At 69.7% G+C, this 16,793-nt stretch carries 16 protein-coding genes; 7 read left to right on the top strand and 9 right to left on the bottom strand.

All coding sequences use genetic code 11. The annotated features are described in order from the left end of the window. Positions 1-74: 74 nt before the first annotated feature. Together fabI and fabG are read right to left on the bottom strand one after the other, a co-directional pair. A complete protein-coding gene (gene fabI / locus ACWIHY_RS19975; RefSeq protein ID WP_454376966.1) occupies positions 75-842 on the bottom strand; it encodes an enoyl-ACP reductase FabI in 768 nt (255 codons plus the stop codon). Between the two features lie 4 nt (positions 843-846). Continuing rightward, positions 847-1,566, bottom strand: coding sequence for a 3-oxoacyl-[acyl-carrier-protein] reductase (fabG, locus tag ACWIHY_RS19970; RefSeq protein ID WP_454376965.1), 720 nt, complete (start codon positions 1,564-1,566; stop codon positions 847-849). Between the two features lie 183 nt (positions 1,567-1,749). Here fabG and ACWIHY_RS19965 point away from each other — a divergent pair, with 183 nt between their 5' ends. The 3 genes from ACWIHY_RS19965 (at position 1,750) to tyrS (ending at position 6,002) form a co-directional block, all read left to right on the top strand. Then, positions 1,750-3,273, top strand: coding sequence for a TldD/PmbA family protein (locus ACWIHY_RS19965; protein WP_454376964.1), 1,524 nt, complete (start codon positions 1,750-1,752; stop codon positions 3,271-3,273). After that, positions 3,270-4,661: a metallopeptidase TldD-related protein gene (locus tag ACWIHY_RS19960; RefSeq protein ID WP_454376963.1), complete on the top strand. Its 1,392-nt coding sequence runs from the start codon at positions 3,270-3,272 to the stop codon at positions 4,659-4,661. The genes ACWIHY_RS19965 and ACWIHY_RS19960 overlap by 4 nt, the downstream gene beginning before the upstream one ends. Before the next feature lie 72 nt (positions 4,662-4,733). Next, positions 4,734-6,002, top strand: a complete 1,269-nt coding sequence (tyrS, locus tag ACWIHY_RS19955; protein WP_454376962.1) for a tyrosine--tRNA ligase — start codon at positions 4,734-4,736, stop codon at positions 6,000-6,002. Positions 6,003-6,107: 105 nt separating this feature from the next. Here the strand turns inward: tyrS and ACWIHY_RS19950 are convergent, their stop codons facing one another. After that, entirely contained in the window at positions 6,108-6,383 is a 276-nt protein-coding gene (locus ACWIHY_RS19950; RefSeq protein ID WP_454376961.1) for a GlsB/YeaQ/YmgE family stress response membrane protein, read from the bottom strand. 207 nt (positions 6,384-6,590) lie between these two features. Here ACWIHY_RS19950 and ACWIHY_RS19945 point away from each other — a divergent pair, with 207 nt between their 5' ends. Next, complete coding sequence (locus tag ACWIHY_RS19945) at positions 6,591-6,968, top strand: DUF3099 domain-containing protein (protein WP_454376960.1); 378 nt, start codon at positions 6,591-6,593, stop codon at positions 6,966-6,968. Positions 6,969-7,152: 184 nt separating this feature from the next. Next, positions 7,153-7,413, top strand: coding sequence for a hypothetical protein (locus ACWIHY_RS19940; RefSeq protein ID WP_454376959.1), 261 nt, complete (start codon positions 7,153-7,155; stop codon positions 7,411-7,413). Here the strand turns inward: ACWIHY_RS19940 and moaA are convergent. The 3 genes from moaA to ACWIHY_RS19925 all read right to left on the bottom strand — a co-directional run bounded on the left by moaA (position 7,396) and on the right by ACWIHY_RS19925 (position 10,571). Further along, entirely contained in the window at positions 7,396-8,385 is a 990-nt protein-coding gene (gene moaA, locus ACWIHY_RS19935; protein WP_454376958.1) for a GTP 3',8-cyclase MoaA, read from the bottom strand. The two genes, ACWIHY_RS19940 and moaA, sit on opposite strands and share 18 nt — an antisense overlap. A 180-nt stretch (positions 8,386-8,565) precedes the next feature. Beyond that, entirely contained in the window at positions 8,566-10,209 is a 1,644-nt protein-coding gene (locus tag ACWIHY_RS19930) for a solute symporter family protein (RefSeq protein ID WP_454376957.1), read from the bottom strand. After that, positions 10,206-10,571: a DUF485 domain-containing protein gene (locus tag ACWIHY_RS19925; protein ID WP_454376956.1), complete on the bottom strand. Its 366-nt coding sequence runs from the start codon at positions 10,569-10,571 to the stop codon at positions 10,206-10,208. The genes ACWIHY_RS19930 and ACWIHY_RS19925 overlap by 4 nt, the downstream gene beginning before the upstream one ends. Before the next feature lie 240 nt (positions 10,572-10,811). On the opposite strand from ACWIHY_RS19925, the gene ACWIHY_RS19920 reads away from it, so the two are divergent. Continuing rightward, positions 10,812-12,350: a S8 family peptidase gene (locus ACWIHY_RS19920; RefSeq protein ID WP_454376955.1), complete on the top strand. Its 1,539-nt coding sequence runs from the start codon at positions 10,812-10,814 to the stop codon at positions 12,348-12,350. A 40-nt stretch (positions 12,351-12,390) separates the two neighbouring features. Continuing rightward, on the top strand, positions 12,391-13,944 hold the full coding sequence (locus tag ACWIHY_RS19915; RefSeq protein WP_454376954.1) for a S8 family peptidase: 1,554 nt from the start codon (positions 12,391-12,393) through the stop codon (positions 13,942-13,944). A 63-nt stretch (positions 13,945-14,007) separates the two neighbouring features. Here the strand turns inward: ACWIHY_RS19915 and ACWIHY_RS19910 are convergent, their stop codons facing one another. The 3 genes from ACWIHY_RS19910 to ACWIHY_RS19900 are packed head-to-tail and all read right to left on the bottom strand — an operon-like array spanning position 14,008 to position 16,673. Continuing rightward, the gene (locus tag ACWIHY_RS19910) at positions 14,008-15,051 is read right to left on the bottom strand and encodes a zinc-dependent alcohol dehydrogenase family protein (RefSeq protein WP_454376953.1); all 1,044 of its coding nucleotides are present in this window, start codon (positions 15,049-15,051) and stop codon (positions 14,008-14,010) included. A gap of 18 nt (positions 15,052-15,069) precedes the next feature. Next, positions 15,070-15,789 carry a lysoplasmalogenase gene (locus tag ACWIHY_RS19905; protein WP_454376952.1) on the bottom strand — a complete coding sequence of 240 codons (720 nt, stop codon included), beginning with the start codon at positions 15,787-15,789 and terminating at the stop codon, positions 15,070-15,072. Then, positions 15,786-16,673, bottom strand: a complete 888-nt coding sequence (locus ACWIHY_RS19900; protein ID WP_454376951.1) for a sterol desaturase family protein — start codon at positions 16,671-16,673, stop codon at positions 15,786-15,788. Before ACWIHY_RS19900 ends, ACWIHY_RS19905 begins: the two co-directional genes overlap by 4 nt. Positions 16,674-16,793: the final 120 nt, after the last annotated feature.

Below are 16,793 nucleotides of genomic sequence, written 5' to 3'. Positions count from 1 at the left end.
AGACGGCGTACGCGCACAGAAGCCGCGGGACCGTCCGGTGGACGGTCCCGCGGCTTCCTGGAGCAGCTGCGCGCTTACGCGCCGATCGCGTGCAAACCGCCGTCGACGTGGACGATCTCGCCGGTGGTCATCGGGAACCAGTCCGAGAGCAGCGCGACGACGCCGCGGCCGGCCGGCTCCGGGTCGCCCATGTCCCACTTCAGCGGGGAGCGGTCGTCCCAGACGCCCGCCAGCTCCGCGAAGCCGGGGATGGACTTGGCGGCCATGGAGCCGATCGGTCCCGCCGAGATCAGGTTGCAGCGGATGTTGTCCTTGCCCAGGTCACGGGCGAGGTAGCGGGAGGTGGCCTCCAGCGCGGCCTTGGCCGGGCCCATCCAGTCGTACTGCGGCCAGGCGAACTGGGCGTCGAAGGTGAGGCCGACGACCGAGCTGCCGCTGCCCATCAGCGGGCGGCAGGCCATGGTGAGCGACTTCAGCGAGAACGCCGAGACGTGCATCGCGGTGGCGACGGACTCGAAGGGCGTGTTGAGGAAGTTGCCGCCGAGCGCGTCCTGCGGCGCGAAGCCGATGGAGTGGACGACGCCGTCCAGGCCGCCGAGCTCCGCGCGGACCAGGCCTTCGAGGCGGTCCAGGTGCTCGGTGTTCGTGACGTCCAGCTCGATGACCTTGGCCGGCTTCGGCAGCTTCTTCGCGATGCGCTCGGTCAGCGTGGGCCGGGGGAAGGCGGTCAGGATGACTTCGGCACCCTGCTCCTGGGCCACCTTGGCGGTGTGGAAGGCGATGGAGGACTCCATCAGCACACCCGTGATGAGGATGCGCTTGCCGTCGAGGATTCCACTCATGTGATCAGTGACCCATGCCCAATCCGCCGTCAACCGGGATGACGGCTCCAGTGATGTACGACGCGTCGTCGGAGGCGAGGAAGCGCACGGTGGCGGCGATCTCCTCCGGCTGCGCGTAACGGCCGAGCGGCACCTGGGCGACGATGCCCTTGCGCTGCTCGTCCGTGAGCACCCCGGTCATGTCGGTGTCGACAAACCCGGGCGCCACGACGTTGAAGGTGATGTTGCGCGAGCCCAGCTCACGGGCGAGCGAGCGCGCGAAGCCGACCAGACCGGCCTTGGAGGCGGCGTAGTTCGCCTGCCCCGCCGAGCCGAGGAGCCCGACGACCGAGGAGATCAGTACGACCCTCCCCTTCTTGGCGCGCAGCATGCCGCGGTTGGCGCGCTTGACCACGCGGAAGGTGCCGGTGAGGTTGGTGTCGAGGACGGACGTGAAGTCCTCCTCGGACATGCGCATCAGGAGCTGGTCCTTGGTGACGCCGGCGTTGGCCACCAGCACCTCGACGGGACCGTGCTTCTCCTCGATCTCCTTGTAGGCCTGCTCCACCTGCTCGGTGTCGGTGATGTCGCACCTGACAGCGAGGCAGCCGATTTCGGTGAGGGCGGCCGGCGGTTCGCCGGAGCGGTACGTGAACGCGACCTTGTCGCCGGCGTCGGCGAAAGCGCGGGCGATGGCGAGGCCGATGCCCCGGTTTCCTCCGGTGACGAGAACCGAGCGGCTCAACGGATCACCCTTTCGATAGCGGTCTGGTACCGACCGAAACTATCGGTACCGGAGCACGTACGGAGAATCGGGCCCTGACAGTGCCGCCGAGAAGTCGCTGTCGGGTCCCTACAGAAAGTGGTGGGCAAGGCAGCCGTGGGCGCGACATGATCTGGGGGACCGGTCTCGACGACAGGAGTCTCCGTGCCTCATTCCATCGACGAAGCGTTCACGGCGCTGCCGCTGCGCGCGCTCGCCGACGCGGCGCTCGCGCGTGCCCGTGCGCTGGGTGCCGATCATGCCGATTTCCGCTTCGAGCGGGTGCGCAGCGCGTCCTGGCGGCTGCGTGACGCCAAGCCGTCGGGTTCCTCCGACACCACGGACCTCGGGTACGCGGTACGCGTGGTGCACGGCGGCAGCTGGGGCTTCGCGTCCGGCGTGGACCTGTCCATGGACGCCGCCGCGCGGGTCGCGGGACAGGCGGTGGCGATGGCGAAGCTGTCGGCGAAGGTGATCAAGGCGGCCGGATCCGACGAGCGGGTCGAGCTGGCGGACGAGCCGGTGCACGCGGACCGGACGTGGGTCTCGTCGTACGACATCAATCCGTTCGACGTGGCGGACGAGGAGAAGTCGGGGCTGCTCGCCGACTGGAGCGCGCGGCTCCTGGCGGCCGACGGGGTCGCGCACGTGGACGCCTCGCTGCTGACCGTTCAGGAGAACAAGTTCTACGCGGACACGGCCGGCACCGTCACCACCCAGCAGCGGGTGCGGCTGCATCCGCACCTGACGGCGGTCGCGGTGGACGCGACGACCGGCGAGTTCGACTCGATGCGCACCATCGCGCCGCCGGTCGGGCGTGGCTGGGAGTACCTGCTGGGGACCGGCTGGGACTGGGACGGCGAGCTGGAGCGGATTCCGTCGCTGCTCGCCGAGAAGATGCGCGCGCCGAGTGTGGATGCGGGGACGTACGACCTGGTGGTCGACCCCTCGAACCTCTGGCTGACCATCCACGAGTCGATCGGCCACGCGACCGAGCTGGACCGCGCGCTGGGGTACGAGGCGGCGTACGCCGGGACCTCCTTCGCCACCTTCGACCAGCTGGGGAAGCTGGCGTACGGGTCGCCGGTCATGAATGTGACGGGCGACAGGACCGCCGAGCACGGGCTCGCCACGGTCGGGTACGACGACGAGGGTGTCGAGGCACAGTCCTGGGACCTGATCAAGGACGGGACGCTCACCGGCTACCAGCTGGACCGGCGCATCGCGAAGCTGACGGGCCTCGGGCGGTCGAACGGCTGCGCCTTCGCCGACTCCCCCGCGCACGTGCCGGTGCAGCGGATGGCGAACGTGTCGCTCCAGCCGGATCCGGGCGGCCTCTCGACCGAGGATCTGATCGGGGGCGTCGAGCGCGGGATCTACGTCGTCGGGGACCGGTCGTGGTCCATCGACATGCAGCGGTACAACTTTCAATTTACGGGCCAGCGCTTCTTCCGGATCGAGAACGGGCGGCTCGCGGGCCAGCTGCGAGATGTGGCGTACCAGGCGACGACCACCGACTTCTGGGGTTCGATGACCGCGGTCGGCGGCCCGCAGACGTACGTGCTGGGCGGCGCCTTCAACTGCGGCAAGGCCCAGCCGGGGCAGGTCGCGGCCGTCTCGCACGGGTGCCCTTCGGCCCTGTTCCGCGGTGTCAACATCCTCAATACGACGCAGGAGGCGGGCCGATGAGCCGCACAGCCAAGCCGTACGAGATCGTCGAGCGGGCTCTGGAGCTGTCCACGGCCGACGGCTGCGTGGTCATCGCCGACGAGAGCTCCTCCGCCAATCTGCGCTGGGCCGGCAACGCGCTCACCACCAACGGCGTCACGCGCGGGCGCACCCTCACCGTCATCGCGACCGTCGACGGCGCCGAGGGAACGGCGTCCGGGGTCGTGTCGCGGTCGGCCGTCACCGCCGACGAGCTGGAGCCGCTGGTACGGGCCGCCGAGGCGGCAGCACGCGGCGCCGGGCCCGCCGAGGACGCCCAGCCGCTGGTCACCGGGGTGCCCGCCTCGCCGGACTTCCGCGACGCCCCCGCCGAGACATCGTCCGGTGTCTTCGCCGACTTCGCGCCCGCGCTCGGTGAGGCCTTCGCCCGCGCCAGGGCCGGCGGCCGCGAACTGTACGGCTTCGCGAACCACGAGATGACGTCCACCTACCTCGGTACGTCGACGGGTCTGCGCCTGCGTCACGACCAGCCCAACGGCACACTGGAGATCAACGCCAAGTCGCCGGACCGTACACGCTCCGCCTGGGCCGGGTACTCCACGCGGGACTTCAAGGACGTCGACCCGGCGGCCGTCGACGTCGAACTGGCCACCCGCCTCGGCTGGGCCGAGCGCCGGATCGACCTCCCGGCCGGGCGGTATGAGACGCTGCTGCCGCCCACCGCCGTCGCCGACCTGCTGATCTACCAGCTGTGGTCGTCGGCGGCCAGGGACGCGGCGGAGGGCCGCACGGTGTTCAGCAAGCCGGGCGGGGGGACCAGGGTCGGCGAGACGTTGTCCGAGCTGCCCCTTACGCTACGCAGCGACCCGAACGAGCCCGGCCTGGAGTCGGCACCTTTCGTCGTCGCGCACGCCTCGGGTGACGACTCCTCGGTCTTCGACAACGGCCTGCCGCTGGCCCCGACCGACTGGGTACGGGACGGCAGGCTCGAGCACCTGGTCTCCACCCGGCACAGCGCGGGGCTGACCCAGCTGCCGGTGGCGCCGGCGATCAGCAATCTCGTCCTGGACGGCGGCGGGGAGCGTTCGCTGGAGGAGATGGTCGCCTCGACCGAGCGCGGGCTGCTGCTGACCTGCCTCTGGTACATCCGCGAGGTCGACCCGGCGACGCTGCTGCTGACCGGCCTGACCCGGGACGGCGTCTATCTCGTCGAGAACGGCGAGGTGGTCGGAGAGGTGAACAACTTCCGGTTCAACGAGTCGCCGGTCGACCTGCTGTCGCGGGCCGCCGAGGCCGGGCGCACCGAGAAGACACTGCCGCGCGAGTGGGGCGACTGGTTCACCCGGGCCGCGATGCCGGCGCTGCGCATCGGAGACTTCAACATGAGCTCGGTCAGCCAGGGCGTGTGACGCCCATAGACTGGCCGGGAGCAATCCACAGCGTCAAACCGAGTCAAGCACCGTTCAAGGAGAGTCAAGACCGTGACGGACATCGTCGACGAGCTGAAGTGGCGCGGGCTGTTCGCCCAGTCCACTGACGAGGACGCACTGCGCAAGGCGCTCGCGGACGGTCCGGTCACGTTCTATTGCGGCTTCGACCCGACGGCGGCCAGCCTGCATGTGGGGCACCTGGTGCAGGTCCTCACCGTTCGCAGGCTCCAGCAGGCCGGGCACCGGCCGCTCGCCCTGGTGGGCGGGGCCACCGGCCAGATCGGTGACCCGCGCCCGACCGCCGAGCGCACGCTGAACGACCCGGAGACGATCGCGAACTGGGTGGCGCGGCTGCGCGCCCAGATCGAGCCCTTCCTGTCCTTCGAGGGCCCGAACGCGGCCACCATGGTCAACAACCTGGACTGGACCGCGGGCATGTCCGCGATCGAGTTCCTGCGGGACATCGGCAAGCACTTCCGGGTCAGCAAGATGCTCGCGAAGGACTCCGTCGCCCGGCGGCTGGAGTCCGACCAGGGCATCAGCTACACGGAGTTCAGCTACCAGCTGCTCCAGGGCATGGACTTCCTGGAGCTGTACCGGCGCTACGGCTGCACCCTCCAGCAGGGCGGCAGCGACCAGTGGGGCAACCTCACAGCGGGGCTCGACCTGATCCACCGCCTGGAGCCGCATGCGAATGTGCACGCGCTGGCCACGCCGCTGATGGTCAAGGCGGACGGCACCAAGTTCGGCAAGTCCGAGAGCGGCGCCGTCTGGCTCGACCCGGAGATGACCACGCCGTACGCGTTCTACCAGTTCTGGCTGAACGTGGACGACCGGGACATCTCGCCGTACATGCGCATCCTCAGCTTCAAGAGCCGCACCGAGCTCGAAGAGCTGGAGCAGCTCACGCAGGAGCGTCCGCAGGCCCGTGCCGCGCAGCGCGCGCTGGCCGAGGAGCTGACGACGCTCGTGCACGGCGCCGATCAGTGCGCGGCGGTCGTCGCGGCGTCCAAGGCGCTGTTCGGGCAGGGCGAACTCACCGGACTCGACGAGGCCACGCTGGCCGCTTCGCTGTCCGAGCTGCCGCACGCGAAGGTCGCGGAGCTGGGGTCCGTCGTCGACCTGTTCGTCGAGGTCGGCCTCGCGCAGAGCAAGTCGGCCGCCCGCCGTACGGTCAAGGAGGGCGGGGCCTACGTGAACAACGTCAAGGTCACCGACGAGGACGCCGTCCCGGCGCCCGAGGACCTGCTGCACGGCCGCTGGCTGGTGCTGCGGCGCGGAAAGAAGAACCTGGCGGCGATCGAGGTCGCGGCCAACTGAATTCACTCGCGCGAAGCGACGCGAAGCCACGCACAGAGGAGCGGCCGGGAGCGTGAAGTCACACTCCCGGCCGTTCCCCTGTTCGCGCAAGCGACCGCGCCTCGCTCAGGCCCGGCGTTTCTTGCCCTTGACCGATGCCCAGAGCATGTCGCCGAGTGCGACGATCACCACCGCGCCGATCAGCTGGAGCACGTGTCGGATCCAGTCGATGCCCTTGGTGTCCTCGACGCCGATCCCGGCGGCGACGGCGTTGCCCGCGATGCTTCCGAGGATGCCGCACACGACCGTCAGCCACAGCGGGATCTGCTGCTTGCCCGGGATGATCGCCTTGGCGATCAGACCGAGGACCAGGCCCACGATGATTGCCCACAACCAGCTCATGTCGCCTCCTCATCGGCGCGGTGCGCGCATGTGCGCCCAGTCTCGGACCGTCGCCCGTACGCCGCATGCCGGACAGCGCCATACGTGCTCCGCCGGTGGGCGGACGGACGCACTGGGGACGCCCCGCTCTCGAAGGCGGCGGAGCGGCGGCGTACCGTGGAAGGCGTCCGGACAGGGAGCGTCCGGCATGGAATCGGGTGGTGCGACATGGTGCGGAAGAAGAGCGACAGCGAGGTCTTCCGGATCACCGGGGCCCGGCCGGCCCTGGCCGACGATGTGCGCGGGCGGCAGCGCCGGTATGTGATCTCGATGTCGGTACGGACGCTGGCCGTGATCCTTGCAGCGGTCCTGTGGAACGTGGAGCGGCACGTCGCGATTGTGGCCCTGGCGCTGGGGCTTCTCCTCCCCTACATCGCCGTGGTCATCGCCAACGGGGGGCGCGAGAACGCCTCGACGCTGCCCTCGGCACACATCCCGACGCCCGTCCGGCCGGCCCTGGAAAGCAGGAGCGAACAGGCCGCCGAGGAACCGGAGCGGGACGTGTCCGGGCCGGGCCATGAGCAGCGGCCGCATGAACAGAGTTGATCCTGTGCGGTCTGCAAAGCTCAATAAAAGCTCAGATCAATCATGAAGTTCCGGTGCACCTCACCCCGTGTCGCGTGACATACTTCGTAGGCGCTCCGCATCCCCCGTCGGAGCGACAGACCGACGCCGGGCAGCTCCCCCCGTGGCTGCTCGGCGTCGCCTTTTTTGACCTAGGGTTGAGTGCGTGAACTCCCCTGATCCCCTTCTTTTCCCCGGTTCGGCAGACGCCGGCGCCACAGTCTGCTCCGCCAAGGGCTGCCGCTCCGCCGCCGTGTGGGTTCTCGCCTGGAACAACCCGAAGCTGCACACTCCGGAGCGCCGCAAGACGTGGCTCGCGTGCGACGAGCACCGTGAGCACCTGTCCCAATTCCTCGGCGTACGCGGCTTCCTGAAGGATGTCGTGACGCTGGAGGCGTGGGAAAAGCGGTCAGCCTCCAATGGCTGACATGGGGCGGTCGGGCTGCAGGAAGGACGGGTCGTCCAGACCGGAGCCCGCCTTCTTGCCCCACATCGCCAGCTTCCAGAGGCGGGCGATCTCCTCGTCGGGGGCACCGGAGCGCAGGGCCCCGCGCAGGTCCGACTCCTCGCGCGCGAACAGGCACGTTCGTACCTGACCGTCGGCAGTGAGCCTGGTCCGGTCGCAGGCCCGGCAGAACGGGCGCGTGACGGAGGCAATGACGCCGACGCGGTGCGGGCCGCCGTCGACGACCCAGCGCTCGGCGGGGGCCGAGCCGCGCTCGTCCTCGCCCTCGGGCGTGAGCGTGAAGCGCGTGCGCAGGGATTCCAGGATGTCGCCGGCCGTGATCATGCCGTCGCGCTTCCAGCCGTGCTGGGCGTCGAGCGGCATCTGCTCGATGAACCGCATCTCGTACGCGTTCTCGACGGCCCAGGCGAGCAGGTCGGGCGCCTCGTCGTCGTTGAGCCCCGGCATGAGTACGGCATTGACCTTGACCGGCGTCAGTCCGGCGTCGCGGGCGGCGGCCATGCCGTCGATGACGTCGTGGTGGCGGTCGCGGCGGGTGAGCGTCTTGAAGACCTCGGGGCGCAGCGTGTCGAGCGAGACGTTCACCCTGTCCAGGCCGGCCGCCTTGAGGGCGGCCGAGGTCCGCTTCAGGCCGATCCCATTGGTGGTGAGGGACATCTTGGGACGCGGTGAGAGTGCGGCGCAGCGCTCGACTATGCCGACGAGACCGGGGCGCAGCAGTGGCTCGCCGCCGGTGAAGCGCACCTCGGTCACGCCGAGGTCGGTGACGGCGATGCCGATCAGCCGCACTATCTCGTCGTCCGTGAGCAGATCCGGCTTGGCCAGCCACTGCAGGCCCTCTTCCGGCATGCAGTACGTACAGCGCAGATTGCAGCGGTCGGTGAGTGAAACGCGCAGGTCAGTGGCAACTCGGCCATAAGTGTCGATAAGCATCCTCGGCCCCCTCCCCGATCCGGATTCGTCTTTGTTGAACGCTGTCGAGCCTACGCGACGTCACTGACAGGACCGGGGGCTCCGATACCACGAGGTGCGGTGTGGCCGCGTCGTACGACTCTACGACGCGGCCACGGGGGCACAGCTGTGGGAAAGGCGGCAATCGTGCGGCCGTTACGCTCAGTGCGCGCCGATGCCCGTGAGTGACTTGACCTCCAGCTCCGCGTACTTCCCCTTGTCCGGCTCGTCCTTGGACAGTACGGAGCCCACCCAGCCGAGCAGGAAGCCGAGCGGGATCGAGATCAGCCCGGGGTTCTCCAGCGGGAACCACGCGAAGTCCGCACTGGGGAACATCGACGTGGGCTTGCCGGAGACGACCGGCGAGAACAGCACGAGGCCCACGGACGCGGTCAGGCCACCGTAGATGGACCACAGGGCGCCCTGGGTCGTGAACTTCTTCCAGAAGAGGCTGTAGAGGATCGTCGGCAGGTTGGCGGACGCGGCCACCGCGAAGGCGAGGGCGACCAGACCGGCCACGTTCAGGTCGCGGGCCATCGCGCCCAGTGCGATGGAGACGACGCCGATGGCCACGGTCGCCCAGCGGGCGGCACGTACCTCTTCCTTCTCGGTGGCCTTGCCGCGCCTGATGACGTTGGCGTAGATGTCGTGCGCGAACGACGACGAGGATGCCAGGGTGAGTCCCGCGACCACCGCGAGGATGGTGGCGAAGGCGACCGCGGAGATCACGGCGAGCAGGATCGCGCCGCCCGGGGAGTCGGCGCCGCCGCCGATCTCCAGTGCGGCGAGCGGCGCCGCCGTGTTGCCCGCCTTGTTGGAGGCGATGATGTCGCCGGGCTTGAGCAGCGCCGCGGCGCCGAAGCCGAGCACGATGGTCATCAGGTAGAAGGCGCCGATGATGCCGATCGCCCAGTTCACGGACTTACGGGCGGCCTTCGCTGTGGGGACGGTGTAGAAGCGGATCAGGATGTGCGGCAGGCCCGCGGTGCCGAGCACCAGGGCGATGCCGAGCGAGATGAAGTCGAGCTTCGAGGTCCCGGTGGCGCCGTACTTCAGGCCGGGCTCCAGGAACGCCGAGCCCTTGCCGCTGTTGGAGGCCGCCGTACCGAGCAGGTCGGACAGGTTGAAGTTGAACTTCAGCAGGATCAGGAAAGTGATCAGCAGGGTGCCCGCGATGAGCAGGACGGCTTTCACCATCTGGACCCAGGTGGTGCCCTTCATGCCGCCGATGGTGACGTACACGATCATCAGGACGCCGACGAGGGCGACGATCAGGATTTTGCCGGCGTCGCTCGTGATGCCGAGGAGCAGCGAGACCAGTACCCCCGCGCCCGCCATCTGCGCGAGCAGGTAGAAGATCGAGACCACGATGGTGGAGGTACCGGCGGCCGTACGGACCGGGCGCTGGCGCATCCGGTAGGCGAGGACGTCACCCATCGTGTAGCGGCCGGAGTTGCGCAGCGGTTCGGCGACGAGAAGCAGCGCGACGAGCCAGGCGACCAGGAAACCGATGGAGTAGAGGAAGCCGTCGTAACCGAAGAGGGCGATGGCGCCGGCGATGCCGAGGAAGGACGCGGCGGACATGTAGTCGCCGGAGATGGCGAGGCCGTTCTGGAAGCCGGTGAACTGGCGGCCGCCGGCGTAGAAGTCGGAGGCGCTCTTGGTCTGCCGGCCCGCCCAGACCGTGATGAACAGGGTGGCGACCACGAAAAGGCCGAAGAGGGTGATGATCAGCGGCCGGTGCTCACTGGCGTCGCCGGCGGCGGCGAACTGGAGCGTGGTCGCCGTGGTCAGCGCGGGGCTCATGCGTCGCCCTCCAGACGGGACTTGATGGCCTCGGACTTCGGGTCGAGCTGCGTGGCGGCATGACGCGAGTAGAACCAGGCGATGAGGAAGGTGGTCGCGAACTGGCCGATGCCGAGGACGAGGGCCACGTTGATGTTGCCGAAGAGTTTGGTGCCCATGAAGCCGCCCGCGTAGTTGGACAGCATGACGTACAGCAGGTACCAGGCGATGAACGCGATGGTCAGGGGGAAGGCGAACGACCGGTGGGACCGGCGCAGTTCGCCGAATTCGGCGCTCGCCTGGACCTCGACGAACTCCTCTGTCGTGTGCCCTGTTCGGATCAGGCCCGTGCCGCCCTGGGGCGGTGGTGCATCGGTTGCCACGGAATCTCCTCGCGACGCGGGTGCGGTGGGTGGAGTGGACAAAGTGACCTCACTGGTGGGGGGGTGGTGGTGCTCGTCCCCCTGACAACGGCACGGATCGCATCACGACTCGGTTCGGCATCCGCCATTTCTTTTCCCAACACGTTGATACGAACGCATGATCGGCGCTAGCTTCACTCGTCATGTACCCGCTCATGTGCACCCGCGCAGGGCGGCTCTCACGGATGATGTGGAGAACCCATGGCTCATCTGGGATCCAGACGGCAGCGCACCCTTGCCCTGCCCGTCGGACTGGCTCTCACGGCTTCGCTCGGCTTCCTGCCCGGAGCGGCCGCCTCGGCCGCGCCGCTCGACGGCCCCGCCGTCGCGGCGTCCGACTCCGCCACAGGCCCGAAGCTGTCGTACGTGGTCAACACCAAGGGTGGCCACGGTACGAGCGCTTCGGTGAAGCGGGCGATCGCCAGGGCCGGCGGCACGGTGGTGAAGGCGTACGACCAGATCGGTGTCATCGTCGTCCACTCGCAGAACCCGGACTTCGGCAAGCAGATACGCAAGGCCAAGGGTGTCTCTTCGGCGGGCGCGACCCGCACCGCCCCGCTCACCCCGGTCGGCATCACCGAGGAAGGCACCACCCAGAAGCTGTCCGCGGCCGAGGCCGCGAAGGCGGAGGCGGCCGCGGCGCCCGGTCAGGAGCCGCTGGAGGCCAACCAGTGGGACATCCGGGCCATTGGCGCGGACAAGGCCGCGAAGGTCAACGACGGCAGCAGCAAGGTCACCGTCGGCGTGATCGACACCGGTGTCGACGACACCCACCCGGACCTCGCGCCGAACTTCTCCAAGTCCCAGTCGGCCAACTGCGTCGGCGGCGTCGCGGACTCCTCGGAGGGCGCCTGGCGTCCGTACACCGACGGCAGTGACCACGGCACGCACGTCGCCGGTACGATCGCCGCTCCGCGCAACGGACTCGGCGTCGCCGGTGTCGCGCCGGGCGTCAAGCTCGCGGGCATCAAGGTCAGCGAGCCGGGCACCAGCCTCTTCTTCACCGAGGCGGTCGTCTGCGGCTTCGTGTGGGCCGCCGAGCACGACATCGACGTGACGAACAACAGCTATTACGTCGACCCGTGGATGTTCAACTGCAAGGACGACCCGGACCAGAAGGCCCTCCTGGACGCCCTGACGCGCGCCACCAAGTACGCCGAGCGCAAGGGCGCCCTGAACGTCGCCGCGGCCGGCAACTCGGACTTCGACCTGGCGGCCGACGAGATCCTCGACGACTCCAGCCCGAACGACACCACCCCCGGCGACCGGGTCATCGACCCGTCCGAGTGCTTCGACATCCCGACCCAGCTGCCGGGCGTCATGACGGTCACCGCCACGGGCGACAAGAACGTCAAGTCCTACTACTCCAGCTACGGGTACGGCGTCGCGGACGTCGCGGCCCCGGGTGGCGACAAGTGGCAGATCCCGGCCACGCCCGACGCCAACGGCCGTGTCCTGTCGACCGTCCTCGGCGGCGCCTACGGCTACAAGCAGGGCACCTCGATGGCCACCCCGCACGTCGCGGGCGTCGCCGCGCTGCTCAAGAGCGCGCACCCGAAGGCGAGCCCGGCCGAACTCCAGCGGCTGCTCAAGAAGCAGGCCGACAACCCGGGCTGCCCGAGCCACGTGTACGACGCGGCGGGCAACTGGGTCGAGGCCACCACCTGTGAGGGCGGCGCGAACTACAACGGCTACTACGGCGCCGGTGTCGTCGACGCCCTCGACGCCGTCAAGAAGTGATCGTCAAAGGTCCCGCCCACCCACGCGAACCGGAGATCTCATGACGCCGCACCGCACCCAGCGGTCCCGCCGCACCGTGGCCATATCCGCGGGCATGGCCGTCACGGCCGCCCTCGCGTTCCTGCCGGGGACCGCGTCGGCCACCTCGGCCGACGCGCTCGGCGCGGTCGACGCCAGGTCGGCCGTCACCGAGGCCGTGGGGACGCCGCTGAGTTACGTCGTCAACGTACGGCCGGGCAAGGGCAATGCGGCCCGGGTGAAGAAGGCCGTCGGCGAGGCCGGCGGCACGATCGTCCAGGCGTACGACCAGATCGGTGTGATCGTCGTCCACTCGTCGAACGACGCGTTCGCGAAGACGATGCGGGGCGTCAAGGGCGTGCAGTCGGCGGGTGCGACCCGTACGGCGCCGCTGCCCGCCCAGTCGACGAAGGACATCGGCACGCCGAAGGCGCTCACCGGCGCCCAGGCCGAGGCGGCGTCCGCGGACGCCGTCGCCGGTGAGGACCCGTTGCAGCCGCTGCAGTGGGACCTGCCCGCCATCAAGGCGGACAAGGCCCACGAGAAGACGCTCGGCAGCAGGAAGGTCACGGTCGCCGTCCTCGATACGGGTGTCGACGACACGCACCCGGACCTCGCGCCGAACTTCGACCGCGAGGCGTCGGTCAACTGCGTGACGGGCAAGCCCGATACGTCGGACGGCGCCTGGCGCCCGTCGGCCGAGGAGAGCCCGCACGGCACGCACGTGGCCGGCGAGATCGCCGCCGCGAAGAACGGCGTCGGTGTCACCGGTGTCGCGCCGGGCGTCAAGGTCTCCGGCATCAAGGTGTCCACGACGGCCGGGTTCTTCTACACGGAGTCCGTCGTCTGCGGCTTCGTGTGGGCGGCCGAGCACGGCGTCGATGTGACGAACAACAGCTATTACACCGACCCGTGGATGTTCAACTGCAAGGACGACCCGGACCAGAAGGCGCTCGTCGACGCCATCGTCCGGGCCTCGCGGTACGCCGAGAAGAAGGGCGCGGTGAACGTCGCCGCGTCCGGAAACTCGAACTACGATCTCGCGGCGGACTCGATCCATGACACGACGAGCCCGAACGACACCACCCCGGTGCCGCGCGACATCGACCCGGGCGAGTGCCTCGACGCCCCGACGCAGCTGCCGGGCGTCGTCACCGTCGCCTCGACCGGTGCGAAGGGCCTGAAGTCGTCGTTCTCCAACTACGGTCACGGTGTCATCGACATCGCGGCCCCGGGCGGCGACAGCACGGCGTACCAGAAGCCCGCGCCCCCTGCGACGAGCGGCCTGATCCTGGGCCCGGTTCCCGGCGGCAAGTGGGGCTACATGGCCGGTACTTCGATGGCCTCCCCGCACGTGGCGGGCGTCGTGGCGCTCATCAAGAGCACGCACCCGCACGCCTCGCCGAAGCGCGTCAAGTCCCTCCTGGCGAGCCAGGCTGACGCGGCGCCGTGCACCGACCCGTACGACATCAACGGCGACGGCAAGATCGACGCAGTCTGCGAGGGCGGTAGGAACTACAACGGCTTCTACGGAGTCGGCATCGCCGACGCGCTGGACGCCGTGACCAAGAAGTAGGCAGCACGCGTGAACGGGCCGCCCGGAATCCATCCGGGCGGCCCGTTTCCGTGCATCAGGACGTCACGGCTTGACGAGGACCTTGAGCGCGGTGCGCTCGTCCATCGCCTTGTAGCCTCCGGGCACGCCGTCGAGGCCGACGCTCACGTCGAAGACCGGCGACGGGTCGATCGTCCCGTCCAGCACGTCCGGCAGCAGTTCCGGAATGTAGGCGCGCACGGGCGCCACTCCCCCGCGCAGGGCGATGTTGCGGTCGAACATCACGCTCAGGTCGAGGCCGGTACCGCTGCCGTGCGGGACGCCGACGTAACCGATCGAACCGCCGTCGCGGACGATGCCGACGGCCGTGCGCATCGACTGCTCGGTGCCGACGGCCTCGATCACGCCGTGCGCGCCCTGGCCGCCGGTGAGTTCCCGTACGGCCGCGATCGCCGCGTCGCCGCGCTCGGCCACGATGTCCGTGGCGCCGAAGGTCTTCGCGATGTCGGTGCGTGCCAGGTGGCGGCCCAGCGCGATGACGCGTTCGGCGCCGAGGCGCTTGGCGGCCAGCACACCGCACAGTCCGACCGCGCCGTCACCGACGACCGCGACCGTCGAGCCGCGCCGCACACCCGCGCCGACGGCCGCGTGGTGTCCGGTGCCCAGCACGTCGGAGAGGGCGAGGAGTCCGGTCAGCAGCCGGTCGTCGGAGGCAGCGGCGGCCGGGAGCTTGACCAGCGTGCCGTCGGCGAAGGGCACGCGGACGGCCTCGCCCTGTCCGCCGTCGAAGCCGACCGAGCCCCAGAAGCCGCCCTGCGGGCAGGAGGTCTGGAGCCCTTCGGCGCAGTACTCGCACGTGCCGTCGGACCACACGAAGGGCGCGACGACGAGATCGCCGGGCGCGAACCCGGCCACGCGGGACCCGGCCTCCTCGACGACGCCGAGGAACTCGTGCCCGATGCGCTGCCCGGGCTGCCGGGCCGACTCCCCCCGGTACGCCCAGAGGTCGCTGCCGCAGATGCAGGCGCGCAGCACCCGTACGACCACATCGGTGGGTTCCTGGACCCGGGGGTCCGGCACCTCCTCCACGCGGATGTCGTGCGGGGCATGGATGACGGTGGCGCGCATGGGGCGGATCCTCGGTGCTCAGACGGTGGTGCGGCCTTCACCGTACGCCGCCGGGCCGGGCGGGGCCTCCTGCCGCCTCAGCACGCCCTTGACCAGCAGGTATTGCGCGGCCAGGTAGGTGAGCATGATCCAGAAGTCGGGGGCGGGCAGCTGGGGCCACCCGGCGACGCCGGTGGCGATGAGGGTGTCGGAGAGCAGGAAGAGCGCGCCGCCGAGTCCGGCGTACAGGCCGAGGCCGCTCGCGCGGTACGCCATCGCCGTGAGCAGCAGGCTGTACCCGGCGACGGGGACCCGCAGGTCGGCGGGGAGGTCGGGCCACAGGAGCGCGACGGTGGCGAGGAGGGCGACGGCGTACCCGGCGCCGAGGATCGGCGACGTACGGCCGCGTCCGAACAGCACGAGGTAGCAGACGTGACCGGCGGCGAAGGAGCCCATGCCGGCCATGAAGGCCGCTTCGGCGTCGGAGAGCAGGAGGACGTCGCCGCCCCAGCCGAAGAGCAGCGCCGCGATCAGGAGACGGGGGCCGCCGCGGGCTGCGGCGTACGCGGCCAGCAGGGGCATCAGGAGCGGCTTGGCGATCTGGTGGCCGAGGTCCGCGCCCGCGACGAGCGAGCCGAGGTCGGCGAGGGCCGCGACGCCGAAGGCGACCAGGAGCCCCCGGGCCCACACGGCACGCCGGACGGTGTCCGCTCCGGCGCCCGCACGCGGGGCGGCGGGGGTGGCTTCGGCGGCGCTCACGCGGCGCGTCCCGCGGCGGCTTCCTGCGCCTGCCCGGTGACCTTCGGCTCCGCCGGCCGTGGCTGCCAGCCCGGGCCTCCGAAGATCCGGCCCGCGCGCTCGCGCCAGGTGGTGGCGGCCCGTACGTCGCGGGCGATGGCGGCGTACTCGTGGGTGGCCACGCGCAGCGGGTTGTACGTCTCGATGTTCTTGGTCAGGCCGTAGACGGGCCGCTCGGTCTCGGCCGCGAAGGAACGGAAGAGCCGGTCCCAGACGATCAGGATGCCGCCGAAGTTCCGGTCCAGGTAGCCGCCCTGGGAGGCGTGGTGGACGCGGTGGTGGGACGGCGTGTTCAGGACGTACTCGAATGGGCGCGGCAGCTTGCCGACCCGCTCGGTGTGCACCCAGAACTGGTAGACGAGGTTGGCGGACGAGCAGAACGCGAGGGCTGCCGGGTGCACGCCGCACACGATCAGTGGCAGGTAGAACGGCCAGACGGTGAGGCTCGTCCAGGGCTGGCGCAGGGCGGTGGTGAGGTTGAACTTGCGGCTGGAGTGGTGGACGACGTGGCAGGCCCACAGGATGCGGATGACGTGGTGGCCGCGATGCGACCAGTAGTAGAAGAAGTCCTGCGCGAGCAGCATCAGCGGGATCGTCCACCACAGGAGGGGGACGCGGGCGGGCGTCAGCTCGTACACCGCCATGTAGATCGCGACAATCGGGATCTTCCAGAGGAAGTCGAAGCCGATGCTGCCGAGCCCCATGCCGACGCTGGTGACGGCGTCCTTGGTCTCGTACCCGGCGGCGTCCTCGTCGGGATGCAGGCGGTAGCTCACGATCTCCAGGACGGTGAGCAGGACAAAGGCCGGTATCGACCACAGCACGACATCGGGCAGGTTCGGCATGCCCGCACGATAGAGGCGCAGATGAGCGCTCGGCTAGGGGTTGTTACCGACAAGTATGTGAGACGGCCTGTCAGCGCGGCGCGCGATGCGGAATTCGCCCCCATTCGCGGAGCGGTTGAT

This window comes from Streptomyces sp. NPDC055287 (assembly GCF_053646035.1).
Note: the sequence above shows the minus strand (reverse complement) of the source record. Positions and strands in the feature narration are given on the sequence as shown.